Origin of the sequence: Macrococcus bovicus (assembly GCF_030376725.1) — a bacterium.
GTDB lineage: Bacteria > Bacillota > Bacilli > Staphylococcales > Staphylococcaceae > Macrococcus > Macrococcus bovicus.
The window spans coordinates 1,585,934-1,602,066 of the sequence record NZ_CP128470.1 but is presented as its reverse complement, the minus strand read 5'-3'; the positions used below and the strand labels follow the sequence as shown (position 1 = coordinate 1,602,066).

Below are 16,133 nucleotides of genomic sequence, written 5' to 3'. Positions count from 1 at the left end.
TGATAGTGGACTAGATAGTGATTAAAGGAGTGAATGAATTGAAGTCTTTTTTCTTTAAAATATTAAACGGCATGGCGACAGGAATCGTTGTTGCGCTGATTCCGAACGCTATGCTGGGTGAACTCTTCAAATATCTGGCGCAGCATTATGATATCTTCAATGTGCTGCTGCAGTTTCTGCAGATCTTCCAGTTCTGCGCATCCATTATCATCGGCACGCTGGTCGGCCACCAGTTCAAGATGAACGGTCCGCAGAGCGCTATTATCGGCGGTGCAGCCTTTATCGGTTCAGGCGCTGTCAAGTTTACAGAGCAGGGCGCGATGCTGACCGGGATGGGGGATCTGATCAATATTCTGATTACCATCGCCTTGTCTGTTCTCGTCATTCAGCTGGTCGGTGACCGTCTCGGCACACTGAATCTTGTCTTTCTGCCGATTCTTGCAGGCATTATACCGGGGATTATCGGTACGCTGACACTGCCCTATGTCAGAATGATCACGGGGACTCTCGGCGAACTGATTCATCACTTTACGACGCTGAACCCGCTGCTCATGTGTATTCTGATCTGTGTCTTCTATTCTGTCATGATGGCGACACCGATTTCCCTTGTCGCTATTGCGACGGTCATCAGTCTGTCAGGACTCGGCAGTGGTGCAGCGAACCTCGGTATTGCGGCCTGCTGCTATACCTTCATCGTAGGGTCATGGTTCGTCAACAATAAAGGGGTCAATACGACACTTGTGATCGGTGCGGCAAAGATGATGATGCCGGTCTATTTCAGAAATCCGGTCATTATCGTGCCCCTCATACTGAATGGTATCGTCGGCGGTCTGATGGCCTACTTTATGGGTATCCAAGGTACACCGATGTCTGCGGGCTTCGGTTACACCGGACTTGTCGGCCCGCTCAACGCCCTGCCGACGATGGAAGGGAATGCCCTGCTCAAGCTGCTGCTCGCCTATTTGATCGTGCCTCTGCCGGCCGCGATTTTCTTCCATTATGTACTGAAGAAGTTTATTCCGCAGTATCAGAATGAAATTTATAAATTTGAACCGGAAATTTAAAAATCCAGCCGAGGCTGGATTTTTTTTATTTGTGATAATCGTGCAGGAAACGCTCCAGCCGGTCACAGGCTTCGACGATCTCCTCCATCGTACAGGCGAATGACAGGCGGATATAGCCTTCACCGAGGTCTGAGAAGGATTTGCCGGGTACGACCGCCAGCTGCACAGCTTCAATCAGCTCATTGGCGAACTGAAATGAGTCAGATGAGTAGGCGGAAATATCCGGAAAGATATAGAACGCGCCCTGCGGCTTGATGACCGGCAGTCCCATCTTCACTAGCCGGTCATACAGATAGTCCCGGCGCTCGATATAGGCCGTGTTCATCCTCTTGACATCCTCCTGGCCGTATTTCAGTGCACTGATGGCGCCGTACTGCATCGGTGTCGCGACGCAGATGGAATTATACAGATGCACGGTCGTGACATGTTCCAGCAGTTCGGCCGGTGCGAGGACGTAGCCGACCCGTGCGCCGGTGATGGCATGCGACTTGGACAGGCCGCTGACGACAAAGAGCTGCTCGCGTACCGCCGGAAACTCCATGAATGAGTGATGGGGACTGTCATAGACATTTTCTGAATAGATTTCATCCGTGATGATGAAGATATCGGTCTGACTCAGCACATCGACCAGCGCGCTGATTTCCTCATATGAATAGGTGACGCCGGTCGGATTCGTCGGATAGTTGAAGATGATGGCTTTTGTCCGCTCGGTGATAGCGGCAGCGACAGCTTCGCCCGTCGGTACAAAATGACTGTCTGTCGTATCGATATAGACCGTCTCCGCGCCCAACAGCTTGATGACCGGCTCATAGCCGAGATAGGTCGGGACCGGCACCAGGACCTCGTCGCCGGGATTAAGAATAGTCCGCAGTACATCATCTATGGCTTCAGAGCCGCCGTTCGTCATCAGGATTTCAGTCTCAGCATCATAACGGACGTCCAGTCGGCGATAGATATCGTCCGACACCGCCTGGCGGAGTTCCAGCAGCCCTTTGTTATGGGTATAGCGCAGCTGATTCTCTTCAATCGCCTTGATCATCGCTTCTTTGATATAGCTGGCCGGCATAAATCCTGACTGGCCCAGAGTGAGATCCACACAGTTATCATAGCGGGCCACCTTGTTTGAAAACTGCCGTGTTCCCGGTACTTCCAGCTGTGAAACATAATCATTTAACTTTTTCATCAAAAAACCTCTTTCATAATCCGAATTTTCTGAATATAATATAATTTAACTATAGTTTCTTTAACTGTTTAAAGCAACGTTAAATTGACTATTGTATATATATTAAACAGAATGTATAGTTATTACAAAGGTTTTAAGGAGGATGGGATATTGAACATGAAGAAGAGTATCACCTTGATACTGGCGTTACTGCTGGTGATTGCAAGTCTGCCGCTGCACAGCGCATTTGCTGCAGACGATCAGCTTGACGTCATTAAAGAGCGGGGCGAGCTGCGTGTCGGTTTATCGGCTGACTATGCACCGTATGAATTTGAGAGAACGGTGAACGGCAAGAGGGAATATGTCGGTATCGATATCGAACTGGCCAAGAAAATAGCAAAAGATTTAGGAGTGGAGCTGAAGATCGTCAATATGCAGTTTGACAGTCTCCTCGGTTCACTGAAGACGGGCAAGATTGATGTGATCATCTCGGGGATGAGCCCGACGCCTGAGCGTAAGAAAGAAGTCGATTTCACGGATGAGTATATGCAGGTTAAACAGCGTATGGTCGTTCAGAAGAAAAATCAGAGCAAACTGAAGACAGTAGAAGACTTCAAGGGTAAGGGGATTGCCGCACAGAAACAGACGACACAGGAAGAGCTTGCACAGACAGAGCTGCCTGAATCCAATCTGACCTCTCTGACGCGTCTGCCGGAAGCCATCATGTCACTCAATACAGGTAAAGTGGAGGGCGTCATTATGGAAGGCCCTGTTGCAGATGCTTATCTGTCACAGAATACGCAGTTAGCCTATTCAGACCTGGAATTCGGCAATGCTGATAAAGGGACAGCCATCGCACTGCCGAAAGATTCACCGAAGCTCCTCGACGCGTTGAATGCTTCCATCAAAGAGGTGAATGATCAGAAGCTGATTGAAGGCTATAAAGAAAAAGCAAACGAAGCCATGTTTGATGACGGCTCATTTTTAAGTAAATACGGCACTTATTTCCTGCAGGGACTTGGTGCAACGATTCTGATTTCGTTGTTGGGCGTTGTCTTCGGTTCACTCTTCGGCGGCATCTTTGCCTTCATGAAGCTCAGTACGAACAAGATTCTGAAGGCCATCGCCTGGGTATATATCGAATTTATCCGCGGCACGCCGCTCCTGGTCCAAGTGTTTCTGGTCTATTTCGGTACGACAGCAGTGCTCGGACTTGATTTATCCGCATTTGTCTGCGGGGCGATTGCACTCATCCTGAACTGTGGTGCCTACATCGCCGAGATTATTCGTGCAGGAATCAAGGCAGTGGATAAAGGACAGATGGAAGCGGCGCGTTCGCTCGGACTTAGCCATGCACAGGCGATGAACAAAGTCATTATGCCGCAAGCCATCAAGAACATCCTGCCGGCGTTAGGTAATGAATTTATCACTGTCATCAAGGAATCTTCCATCGTTTCGGTCATCGGGGTAAGCGAACTGATGTTCAATGCGCAGGTCGTGCAAGGGGCATCGTTTGATCCATTTACACCGCTCTTGATTGTGGCGATCGTTTACTTCTTACTGACATTTGGTTTATCACGAGTGATGAACTTATTCGAAAGGAGAATGAGTGTAAGTGATTAATGTGAGAGAACTCCATAAAAACTTTGGACATGTTGAAGTGCTGAAAGGGATCAATATCGATGTACAGGAAGGGGAAGTGGTGGCCATCATCGGACCTTCCGGCAGCGGCAAGTCAACACTGCTGCGCTGTCTGAATCTGCTTGAGACACCGACAAGCGGTGAGATCATTTTTGAGGGCAATGTGCTGAATGACAAGAAAACGAATATCAATCTGCATCGTCAGAAGATGGGGATGGTGTTCCAGAGCTTCAACTTATTCCCGCATAAGACGGTGCTTGATAATCTGACGATGACTCCATTACTGCTGAAAAAAGGCAACAAGGCTGACCTCGAGGCATTCGGTCTCGAGCTATTGGATAAAGTCGGTCTGAAGGACAAGGCTGACCGTTATCCGTCTCAGCTGTCAGGCGGCCAGAAGCAGCGTGTCGCTATCGCACGTGCTCTGGCGATGAATCCTGACGTCATGCTCTTTGATGAACCGACGTCAGCGCTCGACCCTGAAGTGGTCGGTGATGTACTCGCTGTTATGAAGAATCTGGCGCGTGAAGGGATGACGATGGTCGTCGTCACACACGAAATGGGCTTTGCAAGAGAAGTGGCTGACCGGGTCATCTTCATGGATAAAGGCATTGTCCAGGAGGAAGGACCGCCTGCCCAGATCTTCGGCAACCCGCAGAATGAACGGACACAGAGCTTTCTATCCAAAGTATTATAAATTCAGGCACAACGCTCCGGCGTTGTGTTTTTTTGTGGTAAAATAGTTGCATTGATTTGGAGGTGAGTACATGTCTCAAACGCTGAAAGAGGAGATCATTGCATATAGCAAGACGATCGGCATCGATGCCATCGGATTTACGACAGCGGAGCCGTTTGAAGAGCTGAGGCCGAAGCTTGAAGCATATTATGCGAAGGGCTATGCTTCAGGCTTTGAGGAGTCAGATATCGAGCTGAGAATCGATCCGAGGAAGTCCATGGCTTCAGCTGAATCGATCATTGCTATAGCGGTGGGTTACCCTAACAAACTGCCCGGCGCACCGAAAAGTATCCGCGGAGAGCGACGCGGTATGTTCGCGCGGTCATCCTGGGGGATGGACTACCATTCCCTGCTCAGGAAACGGCTGCAGCTACTGGAAGCATTCATCAAGTCGCGTCTACCAGAGGCGGAGTGTCTGTCAATGGTCGACACCGGTGTATTAAGTGACCGGGCTGTAGCGGAGCGCGCGGGCCTGGGCTATGCCGCGAAGAATGGCTTTATTCTGAATAGGAAGCTCGGGACATGGACGTATCTCGGTGAACTGCTCACCTCCATCAAGCTGCCGCCAGATGCACCTGTCCTGGACAGCTGTCTGGACTGCACCATCTGTATAGATCGCTGCCCGACCGGTGCTTTAGTCGGTAACGGCCAGCTTAATTCACAGAAGTGCATCAGTTTTCTGACGCAGACGAAAGACTTCCTGCCGGATGAATATAGAAGCAAGATCGGGAACAGATTGTACGGCTGTGATACATGTCAGCAGGTCTGTCCGAAGAACCGCGGCATCAATACGACCCATGACGACATCATACTGGAACCTCTTAAGCTGAAGCCGTTACTTGAACCGCTCCTGACTATGAGCAATAAGATGTTCAAGAATGAATACGGTCATCTGGCAGGGAGCTGGCGTGGCAAGAAGCCGGTCCAGCGCAATGCGATTATCGCGCTTGCCCATTTTAAGGAAGAGAGTGCAGTGCCGACACTGAAAGAAGTGGCTGTGAAAGATGAGCGTCCGGTCATCAAAGGAACTGCATACTGGGCGATCGGTCAAATTGCCGGGGAAGCGGAGCGCCCTTTCTTGGAGGAAAGATACAGGATGGAAGAAGACGCAGCAGTCAAGAATGAAATATTAAAAGGATTAGAGGAGATTACACATGTCAATTAACGTCGTACTTTATCAGCCGGAAATTCCGGCTAACACAGGAAATATCGCCAGAACTTGTGCCGCAACGGATACGACGCTGCACTTGATCCGTCCGCTCGGCTTTTCGACAGATGACAAGATGCTGCGCCGTGCGGGCCTTGATTACTGGAAATTTGTCAATATTATCTACTATGACAGCATCGAAGAGTTTTTTGAGAAGACAGCGGGCGGCAATTATTACTTGCTGACGAAGTTCGGTCAGAAGCCGCATACGACGTTTGATTACTCAGATACGACTGTCCAGCATTATTTTATTTTCGGTAAAGAGACCACTGGCCTGCCAGACTGGGTAAAAGAAAAGTATATGGATACAGCGCTCAGAATTCCGATGAACGATAATGTACGTTCACTGAACCTGTCGAACACTGCTGCCATCTTAGTCTATGAAGCACTGAGACAGCAGAATTATCCAAATCTGAAATAAGAGGTGCAGATATGAATGAAGTCATCAGACAGTTAATGAATCATCGCTCCATCCGGCAGTTTACTGACGAGAAGCTGACAGGAGAGGAAGTACGGAGTTTGGTGGAGGCCGCTCAGATGGCCTCAACATCCAGCTACCTGCAGGCCTACTCCATTATCGGCGTGACCGATGCCGATAAGAAGGCAGCCTTACGAAAAGTGAGCGGTCAGACCTATGTAGAGGACAATGGTCACTTGTTTGTATTTGTTGCAGATTTCTACCGCCATCAGCTGATGAGCGAAGAACTCGGCGCAGATATCAATGACTATTTAGGTGCGACAGAAAGTTTTCTGGTAGGGACTGTAGATGCAGCACTTGCCGCGCAGAATCTGGCGGTCGCGGCGGAAAGTATGGGACTTGGCATCTGCTATATCGGCAGCCTGCGCAACGATATGCAGCAGGTAATTGATATCCTGAATCTGCCGGAACATGTCTATCCGCTTTTTGGGATGGTTGTGGGTCATCCTGCTGACTCAGGCAGTCAGAAAGAACGGCTGCCGTTTAAGCATATCTACCATGAGAACGGTTATGACAGCAGCAGCTATGCTGAAGAGATTGCAGGATATGACGAGGAGATCGCGGCCTATTACCGGGCACGGACGAATGGTAAGCGGGCTGATAAATGGAGTGAGCAGGTCGTCGGAATGCTGAGTGAAAAGACCCGGCTGGATGTAGATGACGTGGTGAAGAAACAGGGATTCCTGCAGCAATAAAAAAAGATTGGCGGAGAGCCAATCTTTTTTTTATTTTAAGTTTTTAAGCTCTTCGTCGCGGATGCCATATTGAGATTCACGACCAGCTGTTAACATTGCAACGATGAATGATAGACCGACCATGCAAATTAATAAAGTGTTCATAAGGGAAGGACCTCCTGAAATATAATTACTTTTATTATATACCATAACAATTAAGAGTGAAACCTTATGTTTCAATGATATACTAATAAGGGTATAAGTGAATTATTAAAAGTGGACTCAGGAGGAAAACATCATGGCAATGAATTTTAAGATTTTTGAAACTGAGGGTATCGCTTCTCAGTATGCGGCAGATATCGTAAGAAAACAGTTCAACAATAACCCGACTTCAATCGTTGTGTTTGCACTGAACGATGAGCAGAATCATTTCTACCGTGAATTACATGAAGAGATGGCGACTTATCCAGTCGATGCGAGCCAGATTCATGTATTCGATTATGATAACGCTGGGGCTGAATTTCTGAATATGGGCATCGTCAAAGATCAGCTGCATAGTGTGAAGAAAACAGTGAATATTGATGAAGAAATTAAAGAGAAAGCCAAGACAAAAGAAAACAAAGGTAAACTGACTATGTTTGTAGGGACAATCAATACAGATGGCACAGTCGGTTACCGTGAAGTGAATTCTGATTCTGATAAGGGTCTGCTCACTGCACGCGAAATCATTCTGTTAGTGACAGGTGCAGATAAAGCGAATGTTGTCTCACAGCTTTACAGCACAAGCGAAACCAATACAAACTTTGAGGCCGGCAATCTGAAGTCACACCGTATGTCGACAGTCATCTTAGACTGGGAAGCGGCACAAGGCCTGCCAGCAGATGTACGTGAATATTATTATTCAGTGTTCTCATAAGATAAAGCGCACCAGCTCGTGATGAGCTGGTGTTTTTTAATTGAGGGAGAAGATAATAGAGGGTTGAGTGGCGCGCCTGGCGCCACTCGGGAAGAGAGGACAGCTTGAGTGGCGCACCCGGCGCCACTGGGGAAGAGAAGGCAGCTTGAGTGGCGCGCCTGGCGCCACTGGGGAGCGGCAGGCAGCTTGAGTGGCGCGCCTGGCGCCACTGGGGAAGAGAAGATAGCTTGAGTGGCGCGCCCGGCGCCACTGGGGAAGAAAAGGCAGGTTGAGTGGCGCGCCTGGCGCCACTCGGGAAGAGAGGACAGATTGAGTGGCGCGCCAGCCTAGTCTCAGGGAATAAGTGATTCGTCTGTCATATTTGCCAGTATGCGTTGCAGCGTCCGCCAACAGACTTTGCCGTCCATCCATTCATAAGCGGTCTTAGTCGTCACAGGTCGGTCAGCCCATATATAACGATAGACTTTGAGCTGATGGCTGACAACTTGATGCGCATTATAGACCTGGCCACACGCTGAACAACCATATTGGCGCTGGCTTTTCTTGGTGAGCGGCTGATGACATTTCTCACAGTAGATGCCTTTAGAGACTGAATCGTAATCAATCTCAAGCTTTCTGTCGAAGTCATTGGCTTGGTTCAATGAAACAAGATAACGTGCTAAATCATCACGGGGCGCTCGGCTAGCTATATAGGGCGCGAGCACGTGCTGATAATTACCAGGCACAAGGACATCACCGTCTAGCAGCAGACCGCTTATTTGCTGTTTGCTGTTGACAAAGAACGGCATAACCTTCACCTCAATCGTGCTGTCAAAGTCAGCAATCAGTTTGGACATCAGCCGCCTGATTTTATCGAGCTGTGTGTGCAGTGAGGTCAGTATCTCGCCGGACTGCCGGTAGAAATGGCCATTCTGATAGATCAGATCCATACTGTAGTTCTTGATTTCAAGGACTATAACAGTCTGATCAAAAATAATAAGGCTGTCAATCTGCAGTTGCTCAAAGTCAATATTCAGTCGTAAATCACAAAGATAAAGACAGCTGGAGGACGTGAATAAGTCGGTCAGCCAGTGGTCAGCCAGAGATTCACCGCTGTAACCTTTCTTCATTCTTTCCTGTCTGTCAATCGTCTCAACGCCAAAGGGATAACGATATTTCAGCATTTCATAGCTTAAATATTGATGAATGAGGGTACGAGAATGGTAGATGATCATGAGGCGCTCCTGGATGTATTTGACATTTCCAATATATCCCTTAATGAGCAGCCTGACAAATTTTAAGGAGGACTATCCATGCACAATCCAGAAAATGAAATGGTTGAAGATTTCAGTGATGTTGTAGAACTCGGAAAAGAAATGGAACAGATTTCAGAGCAGAATGCTGAAGAGCATAATTTCAACGGTACACAAGATGAACGCGAAGACAGCTGATGATTCAGCTGTTTTTTTGTGATGAATGTCCTTATTATTTAATGTAGAATAGAAGTATCAAAACATTAAGGGGAGAATAACATGTCTGTAAGAATTGAACACGATACATTTGGTGAAATCGAAGTACCTGCTGAAAAATATTGGGGCGCTCAGACGCAGCGCAGCAAGCAGAATTTCCCGGTCGGTAAAGAAAAGATGCCGATTGAAGTCATCTACGGCTTCGCACATCTGAAACGTGCGGCGGCAGTCGTTAATAAAGAACTGGGTAAATTATCTGAAGCGAAAGCAGCTGCAATTGTCAAAGCCTGTGATGATGTACTGGCAGGCAAACTGGACGAACATTTTCCGCTTGTCGTCTGGCAGACCGGCAGCGGTACGCAGAGTAATATGAATGTCAATGAGGTCGTCGCATTCGCTGCGAACCAGTATCTGGCTGAATCAGGTTCTGAAGAACGTATTCATCCGAATGATGACGTCAACAAATCGCAAAGTTCAAATGATACTTACCCGACGGCGATGCACGTTGCCCTTTACAATGAGATTGAAGTGAAACTCATGCCGGCACTTGACCGTCTGCGCAACACGCTGAAAGACAAAGAGGAAAAGTTCGCGCATATCATCAAAATCGGTCGTACTCACTTACAGGATGCGACACCTTTAACACTGGGTCAGGAAATCTCAGGCTGGCGCTACATGCTCGACAAATGTGAGGAACTGCTGAACACAGCTAAAAAAGAACTGCTGAATCTGGCGATCGGTGGCACTGCTGTGGGGACTGGCATCAATGCGCATCCGGAATTCGGTGACCGCGTGGCCGCACAGATCAAGGAGCAGACGGGTTATGACTTCGTTTCCTCCCCGAACAAGTTCCATGCGCTGACGGCTCATGATGAAGTAACCTTCGTACACGGGGCCTTGAAGGCACTGGCAGCAGATTTAATGAAGATTGCGAACGATGTACGCTGGCTTGCGTCAGGTCCACGCGCAGGTCTCGGTGAACTGTCGATTCCTGAAAATGAACCTGGTTCTTCAATCATGCCGGGTAAAGTCAATCCGACTCAAAGTGAGATGCTGACGATGGTCGCTGTACAAGTGATGGGTAATGATACAGTGATCGGTATGGCAGCAAGTCAGGGTAACTTTGAGCTGAATGTCTTTAAACCTGTCATCATGTATAACACGCTGCAGTCGATTTATCTACTGGCGGATGGTATGAACTCATTCAATGACAACTGTGCAGTCGGAATCGAGCCGATTGAAGAGAATATCACGAACTATCTGAACCAGTCACTGATGCTTGTGACTGCCCTTAATCCGCACATCGGTTATGAGAAAGCAGCTTATATCGCGAAGACCGCCCACAAAGAAGGCCTGACATTGAAGGATTCGGCCCTGAAAAGCGGTTATCTGACAGAAGAACAGTATAATGACTGGATCAAACCGGAGGATATGATTCATCCGAAATAATAAGTATGAAGCAGGGAAGAGGTAGATTATGAAAAGAATAGGTTTAGTGGATATCGGTTCAAATACTATCAGATTAGTCATCTTTGAGTACTCTGAAAAAACAGGGCTGATTGAACTGCAGAATATTAAAACACCTGCTCGCCTTTATCAGTATCTGGATGCCGACAAAGAAATGGCTGCAGAGGGGATCAATGTCTTATGTGATACCCTGGAAAGCTTCCAGAAAGTAGCGGACAAGTTTGATGTGGAAGCATTATATCCTGTTGCGACAGCGGCCGTCCGCCAATCAAAGAACATCACGGAAATCATTGATAAAGTGGTGGAACGTACCGGAATCAAGATGCGCATTATCTCGGAAAAAGAAGAGGCTTACTTCGGTTACTATGCAGTCGTCAACACGCTCGACTACGAAGACGGGGTCACCGTCGATATCGGCGGCGGCAGTACAGAAGTCACTTATTATGAGGATAAGGAACTGAAGTTCTCGCACAGCTTCCCGTTTGGTGTCGTCACGCTGCAGAAACTATTCTTTAATGGTAAGGCTCATAACGATTCTAGTGCAATCGAAGAGGCCGGAAAATATGTCAAGGAACAGTTCCGGTCACTTAAATGGCTGGGTAAGCGTAAAGTGCCTATTATTGCTATCGGGGGATCTGCACGTAACTTCGCACGTATCCATCAGTCTCTGTCTGAATATCCGATTGCGGGTGTCCACGGCTATTCCATGTCGAAGCAGGATATCGAATATGTCTTCAAAAAGCTGATCACCTCGACGATGGAACAGCTTGATGATCTCGATGGTCTGAGCAAGGACCGTCAGGACATCATTGTCCCTTCAGGCATCGTCTTCACGACGCTTTACGAGGAAGTCAATGCCACTGAATTTATTTTCTCACGTAAAGGTCTGCGTGAAGGCATCACGATGTCTATTCTTGAGGAAGACTACAAACATCCTTTTGATAAGAATGAAGTGTTTAAAGAGAGCCTGCGCAATCTGGCTTACAGCTACAACATCAAGCATGAAGATGCATTGCAGCGTCGCAAGCTGGCAGAAATGCTTTATTTTGAGCTGGAGAAAATGGATCTCATCGCGGGCGATAAGCAGCAGAAGAAACTGATGCTGCAGGCAGCCTATCTGTTCTATCTGGGCAGCTATATCGATTCTGATGCATCCAGCCAGCACACGTACTATATCATCTCAAACTCAAGTCTGAACGGCATCGCCCATCGTGAGCGTGTTAAATTAGCGCTTCTTGCAAGCTATAAAAGCAAATCGCTCCTCAAGTTCTTCATGGATGAGACAGGCTGGTTCAGTGATAAGGAAAGAGGGGAAATTCAGGTGCTCGGCAGCATTCTGAAGTTTGCGCATGCGCTGAATGTCAGCAATACACGCGTCGTCACCGAGTTATATATGGAACAGGAGAAGGAGCATGTGAACCTGTATATCCATTATTCGGGCGATCCGATTGCGGAGGAATATCAGGCAGAGCGCCAGAAAAAGCATCTGGAAAAAATCACTAAGTCAAAAATTAACATCATCTTTACAGAAAATTTACATTAGTCCGTTATAACTGTATAAGTAAAGGTTATAGACATAGTTGAGGTGACTAAAATGGAAACGAACAAAAAGATGGATTTAAACAATAAAGCATATTATAACAACAGAGAAGTTAGCTGGGTCGCTTTCAATTATCGAGTCATCGAAGAGTCAATGGACATGAAGAATCCGTTGCTTGAACGTCTTAAGTTTTTAGCTATCGCATCATCCAATTTAGATGAGTTTTTCATGGTGCGGGTAGCCGGCTTGAAAGATCAGGTGAAACTGAATTTCACAGAGCGTGAAAATAAAACGCAGATGACACCGACTGAACAGCTGATTGCTATCGATGAGAAAAACCGTGAAAATGTGCGGATCCAGTATGAACAGTATCATAAACTGCTGAAAGAACTAGAAAGTTTCCAGGTCTTCTTCAAAACCCCTGATGAACTGTCTGCTGAGAACTACGAGTTCATCACACAGAAATTCGAGTTTGAAATCCTGCCGACACTGACACCTCTCGGGATTGATGCATACCGCCCGTTCCCTAAATTAACGAATAAGTCGCTGAACATCTTTGTGGATGTCAAGGATGCGACGGGCGCTAAAAAATCTGCCATCGTACAGATACCGGCGCTCCTTAACCGTATCATCGAAATCAAGGATGACCAGCGCCGCGTCTATGTTCTGCTTGAGGATATCATCACTCACTTCATCGGCCGCTTATTTGCAGGTTATGAAATTCTGCGGACGTTCACTTTCAGAATCACGCGTAATGCCGATCTGACGATTCATGAAGACGGCGCGGAAGATCTGCTGATTGAAATCGAGAAGTTCCTTAAGAAAAGAAAAAGTGGGGCTGCGGTACGTCTGGAGATTGATGTACGGCATGATCCGACCATCAATGGCTCCTTTTTAACTCAGGAACTGGATATCGAAGAACGGGATATCTATAAAATTGATGGCCCGCTTGATTTAACGATGCTCTTCCAGTTGGCGGGCATGATCGGCAAGAAATACCCGCAGCTTGAGTTTAAGCCGTTTGAAGCAGCACCGCCGCTTGCATTGAATGAGCAGAATGTCTATCAGGCAGCGAAGGAACGTGATGTTTTCTTCCATCACCCGTATGAATCATTCCAGCCGATTGTGGACTTCATTAAAGAAGCTGCAGAAGATCCGAATACACTGGCCATCAAACAGACGCTGTACCGTGTATCCAGCGATTCACCGATTATTGAAGCACTGAAACATGCGGCTGAATCAGGCAAGCAGGTGACGGTTTTAGTCGAACTGAAAGCGCGCTTTGATGAAGAGAACAATGTTCACTGGGCGAAGATGCTTGAAGAAGCGGGCTGTCATGTGATCTATGGGATGACGCATCTGAAGACGCACAGTAAAATCACGCTTGTCATCAAACGCGAAAACGAGGAACTGGTCCCTTATGTTCATCTGGGGACAGGTAACTATAACGATAAGACCGCTAAAATCTATACAGATATGGGTATCATTACAACGAATAAGGAAATCGGTCAGGATGCCATGAACTTCTTCAACTATTTAAGTGGCTACTCTGAGAAGCCGGAGTACAAGAAGCTGCATGTGGCGCCGTTTGAAATTCGTGATGAGTTCCTGGATCATATCGACCAGGAGATTGCCTCTCATCAAGCCAATGGCAACGGTCTCATCATCGCCAAGATGAACTCCTTGACTGATAAAGCAGTGATCAAGAAGCTGTTCGAAGCGAGTCAGGCAGGGGTTAAGGTCAATCTGATCATCCGTGGTATCTGCTGTCTGAAGCCGGGTATTCCAGGGGTCAGCGAGAATATCCGTGTGATCAGCATTGTCGGACGTTTCCTTGAGCATTCCCGTATTTATTATTTCTATCATAACGGCGAAGAAAGAATGTATCTCTCTTCAGCAGACATGATGACGCGTAATATGATCAAACGGGTCGAGATTCTGTTCCCTGTACTTGATGAAGTGATTGTGGCCAGACTGAAAGATATTCTGGCGCTACAGTTGAATGATAATCTGAAAGCACGGGAGCAGACTAGTGAAGGGGTCTATGAATACGTAAGGAACGATCTGGAGCCGACTAACTCACAGGAGAAACTCGTGCAGGAAGCGGAGCAGTATAAACGCAGCCTCGTCAAAAAAGAGGTGGAGCCGCCGAGACCGATGATGTCTAAGCGTGCCCGCTTATTTGACCGTGTGCGTGCACGTATCAGAAGAAACTGAAAAATCAGTGCAGCGAGTTCGCTGCACTGATTTTTTTAGAGGAATTTAGCGACGTCTGAAACAGCAAGACGTGACGTCTCCCGTGCTTCTTTAGCCTGTTTTCCGACCGGTATAAGCATGATCGGTAAGTAGCGGTCTTCAATATCGAACGCTTCGATCAGAGCAGTCCGATTAAAGCCCCCGATCGGACAGGTTGATAATCCAGCGAGTGTAGCGGCGTTCATGAACTGCATCGCGGCAAGTGATGCATTCAGGACACCTGCTTCAAACGCATATTCAGGTCGTGAATGCGCGCTAGTGATCTGTCCGGCGAGGCGCTCCTTGAGTTCAGGTGTCATACGTCCAGCTTCGACATCTGGATTAAAGACGGCATCAATATTTTTCTCCGCCTGTTTATCAGCGAGAACGATGAGTGTCGCGCTCGACTCAGTGATCTGACGCTGGTTGAATGCGAGAGGCAGCAGTTTCTCTTTGGCGTCATCACTATGAACGACGATATATTTCCAGTGCTGCAGATTCCACGCAGAAGGTGCACGGTTTGCTTTCTCCAGTAGATCGATGAGTTCTTCTTTTGACAGTTTGAAATCCGGGTCATATTCTTTGACCGCTTTTCTATCTGTGAAAATATTTAAGTCTGACATAATGTTCCTCCTTTTAATTAGCACTTATATGTTAAGTGAAAGAAGGTCAAAATGCAATTTTACTGTTTGAGTTCTGCCTCTACACGTTCATTCGTAATCGGATGGACAAAAGTCAGCTTATAGCCGGTCAACTGCAGCTGGCGTAATTTGGAGTCGCTATACAAAGGATCGCCGAGAACGGGATAGCCGATAGCTGCGAGGTGGACACGGATCTGATGCGTCCGGCCGGTATCCAGTTTCAGTTCAACTTCAGTCACACCGTCGCCGAGCACATGTGAATCGATGATATGTGTGACGGCATGCTGACCGCTGTCGGATACGCGGCGTTTGTTCGGATGGAACTTATCCTTGCCGATAGGCAGTTCGATGGTCTGTTTTTTCAGGGGCAGCAGGCTGCGGACTTTCGCTTTATAGGTTCGGGTGATGTCGCGCTGTTCGAGCATGCGGTCCAGTATCTTCTTGACCAGTGGATTCTTGGCGACAAGCACGAGGCCCACTGTCTCCTGATCGAGACGATGAATCGGTTCAACATAATCTGATTTCAGCGTATAGACAGCGTGGTTCAGCAGGGTATTGGTCTCCATCATATCATTTGGATGTGTCTTGACACCTTTCGGTTTAACCAGTATCGCCAGGTATTCATCTTCGTAAGCCACTTCACAAAGTCTGAAGGACGATTTGTACTGACTTTTCTCCTCTGGCAGTGGCAGCATCAGCTGGTCATCTGTATGAAGAATCGAGCGGAATGTAGCAGGTTCGTTATTAAGCATCAGTTCTTTGGACATGCGCAGTTCATGCATCATTTTTTTAGGTAGCACCCAGTGTTTCAGCAGTTCTTCTACTGTCATGCCGTCAAATGACGAGTTGATTGTGATATTCATTGTTGCCTCCATTATATGTTTAGCGACTCCCTGAGTCGTGTATAATACTTATTATAGAGCA

At 47.4% G+C, this 16,133-nt stretch carries 15 protein-coding genes; 11 read left to right on the top strand and 4 right to left on the bottom strand.

Going from position 1 to position 16,133, the window contains the following annotated elements:
• The first annotated feature begins 29 nt into the window (after window positions 1-29).
• Complete coding sequence (locus QSV55_RS08745; RefSeq protein WP_434784219.1) at window positions 30-1,064, top strand: PTS sugar transporter subunit IIC; 1,035 nt, start codon at window positions 30-32, stop codon at window positions 1,062-1,064.
• Window positions 1,065-1,089: 25 nt separating this feature from the next.
• Here the strand turns inward: QSV55_RS08745 and QSV55_RS08740 are convergent, their stop codons facing one another.
• On the bottom strand, window positions 1,090-2,247 hold the full coding sequence (locus QSV55_RS08740; protein WP_289649915.1) for an aminotransferase class I/II-fold pyridoxal phosphate-dependent enzyme: 1,158 nt from the start codon (window positions 2,245-2,247) through the stop codon (window positions 1,090-1,092).
• Between the two features lie 156 nt (window positions 2,248-2,403).
• Here QSV55_RS08740 and QSV55_RS08735 point away from each other — a divergent pair, with 156 nt between their 5' ends.
• The 6 genes from QSV55_RS08735 to QSV55_RS08710 all read left to right on the top strand — a co-directional run bounded on the left by QSV55_RS08735 (window position 2,404) and on the right by QSV55_RS08710 (window position 7,878).
• Entirely contained in the window at window positions 2,404-3,849 is a 1,446-nt protein-coding gene (locus QSV55_RS08735; RefSeq protein WP_289651069.1) for an ABC transporter substrate-binding protein/permease, read from the top strand.
• Window positions 3,842-4,564 (top strand): amino acid ABC transporter ATP-binding protein, encoded by a 723-nt coding sequence (locus tag QSV55_RS08730; RefSeq protein ID WP_289649914.1) that lies wholly within the window; start codon window positions 3,842-3,844, stop codon window positions 4,562-4,564. Before QSV55_RS08735 ends, QSV55_RS08730 begins: the two co-directional genes overlap by 8 nt.
• Before the next feature lie 70 nt (window positions 4,565-4,634).
• Entirely contained in the window at window positions 4,635-5,768 is a 1,134-nt protein-coding gene (gene queG / locus QSV55_RS08725) for a tRNA epoxyqueuosine(34) reductase QueG (protein WP_289649913.1), read from the top strand.
• Window positions 5,758-6,231, top strand: a complete 474-nt coding sequence (gene trmL, locus QSV55_RS08720) for a tRNA (uridine(34)/cytosine(34)/5-carboxymethylaminomethyluridine(34)-2'-O)-methyltransferase TrmL (protein ID WP_133451534.1) — start codon at window positions 5,758-5,760, stop codon at window positions 6,229-6,231. The genes queG and trmL overlap by 11 nt, the downstream gene beginning before the upstream one ends.
• Before the next feature lie 11 nt (window positions 6,232-6,242).
• Window positions 6,243-6,983, top strand: a complete 741-nt coding sequence (gene nfsA / locus QSV55_RS08715) for an oxygen-insensitive NADPH nitroreductase (protein WP_289649912.1) — start codon at window positions 6,243-6,245, stop codon at window positions 6,981-6,983.
• Window positions 6,984-7,260: 277 nt separating this feature from the next.
• The gene (locus tag QSV55_RS08710; RefSeq protein WP_289649911.1) at window positions 7,261-7,878 is read left to right on the top strand and encodes a sugar phosphate isomerase family; all 618 of its coding nucleotides are present in this window, start codon (window positions 7,261-7,263) and stop codon (window positions 7,876-7,878) included.
• Between the two features lie 332 nt (window positions 7,879-8,210).
• Here QSV55_RS08710 and QSV55_RS08705 read toward each other — a convergent pair whose 3' ends face one another.
• A complete protein-coding gene (locus QSV55_RS08705) occupies window positions 8,211-9,092 on the bottom strand; it encodes a nuclease-related domain-containing protein (protein WP_289649910.1) in 882 nt (293 codons plus the stop codon).
• Window positions 9,093-9,170: 78 nt separating this feature from the next.
• Here QSV55_RS08705 and QSV55_RS08700 point away from each other — a divergent pair, with 78 nt between their 5' ends.
• The 4 genes from QSV55_RS08700 (at window position 9,171) to QSV55_RS08685 (ending at window position 14,550) form a co-directional block, all read left to right on the top strand.
• Entirely contained in the window at window positions 9,171-9,308 is a 138-nt protein-coding gene (locus tag QSV55_RS08700) for an SAS053 family DNA gyrase inhibitor (protein WP_165983710.1), read from the top strand.
• Between the two features lie 81 nt (window positions 9,309-9,389).
• Complete coding sequence (gene fumC, locus QSV55_RS08695) at window positions 9,390-10,775, top strand: class II fumarate hydratase (RefSeq protein ID WP_289649909.1); 1,386 nt, start codon at window positions 9,390-9,392, stop codon at window positions 10,773-10,775.
• Window positions 10,776-10,800: 25 nt separating this feature from the next.
• Window positions 10,801-12,336: a Ppx/GppA family phosphatase gene (locus tag QSV55_RS08690; RefSeq protein WP_289651068.1), complete on the top strand. Its 1,536-nt coding sequence runs from the start codon at window positions 10,801-10,803 to the stop codon at window positions 12,334-12,336.
• A 51-nt stretch (window positions 12,337-12,387) separates the two neighbouring features.
• Window positions 12,388-14,550 (top strand): RNA degradosome polyphosphate kinase, encoded by a 2,163-nt coding sequence (locus QSV55_RS08685; RefSeq protein ID WP_289649908.1) that lies wholly within the window; start codon window positions 12,388-12,390, stop codon window positions 14,548-14,550.
• A 35-nt stretch (window positions 14,551-14,585) separates the two neighbouring features.
• Here the strand turns inward: QSV55_RS08685 and QSV55_RS08680 are convergent, their stop codons facing one another.
• A complete protein-coding gene (locus QSV55_RS08680) occupies window positions 14,586-15,191 on the bottom strand; it encodes a nitroreductase family protein (RefSeq protein ID WP_289649907.1) in 606 nt (201 codons plus the stop codon).
• 59 nt (window positions 15,192-15,250) lie between these two features.
• Window positions 15,251-16,072 (bottom strand): RluA family pseudouridine synthase, encoded by an 822-nt coding sequence (locus QSV55_RS08675; protein ID WP_133451542.1) that lies wholly within the window; start codon window positions 16,070-16,072, stop codon window positions 15,251-15,253.
• Window positions 16,073-16,133 lie beyond the last annotated feature (61 nt).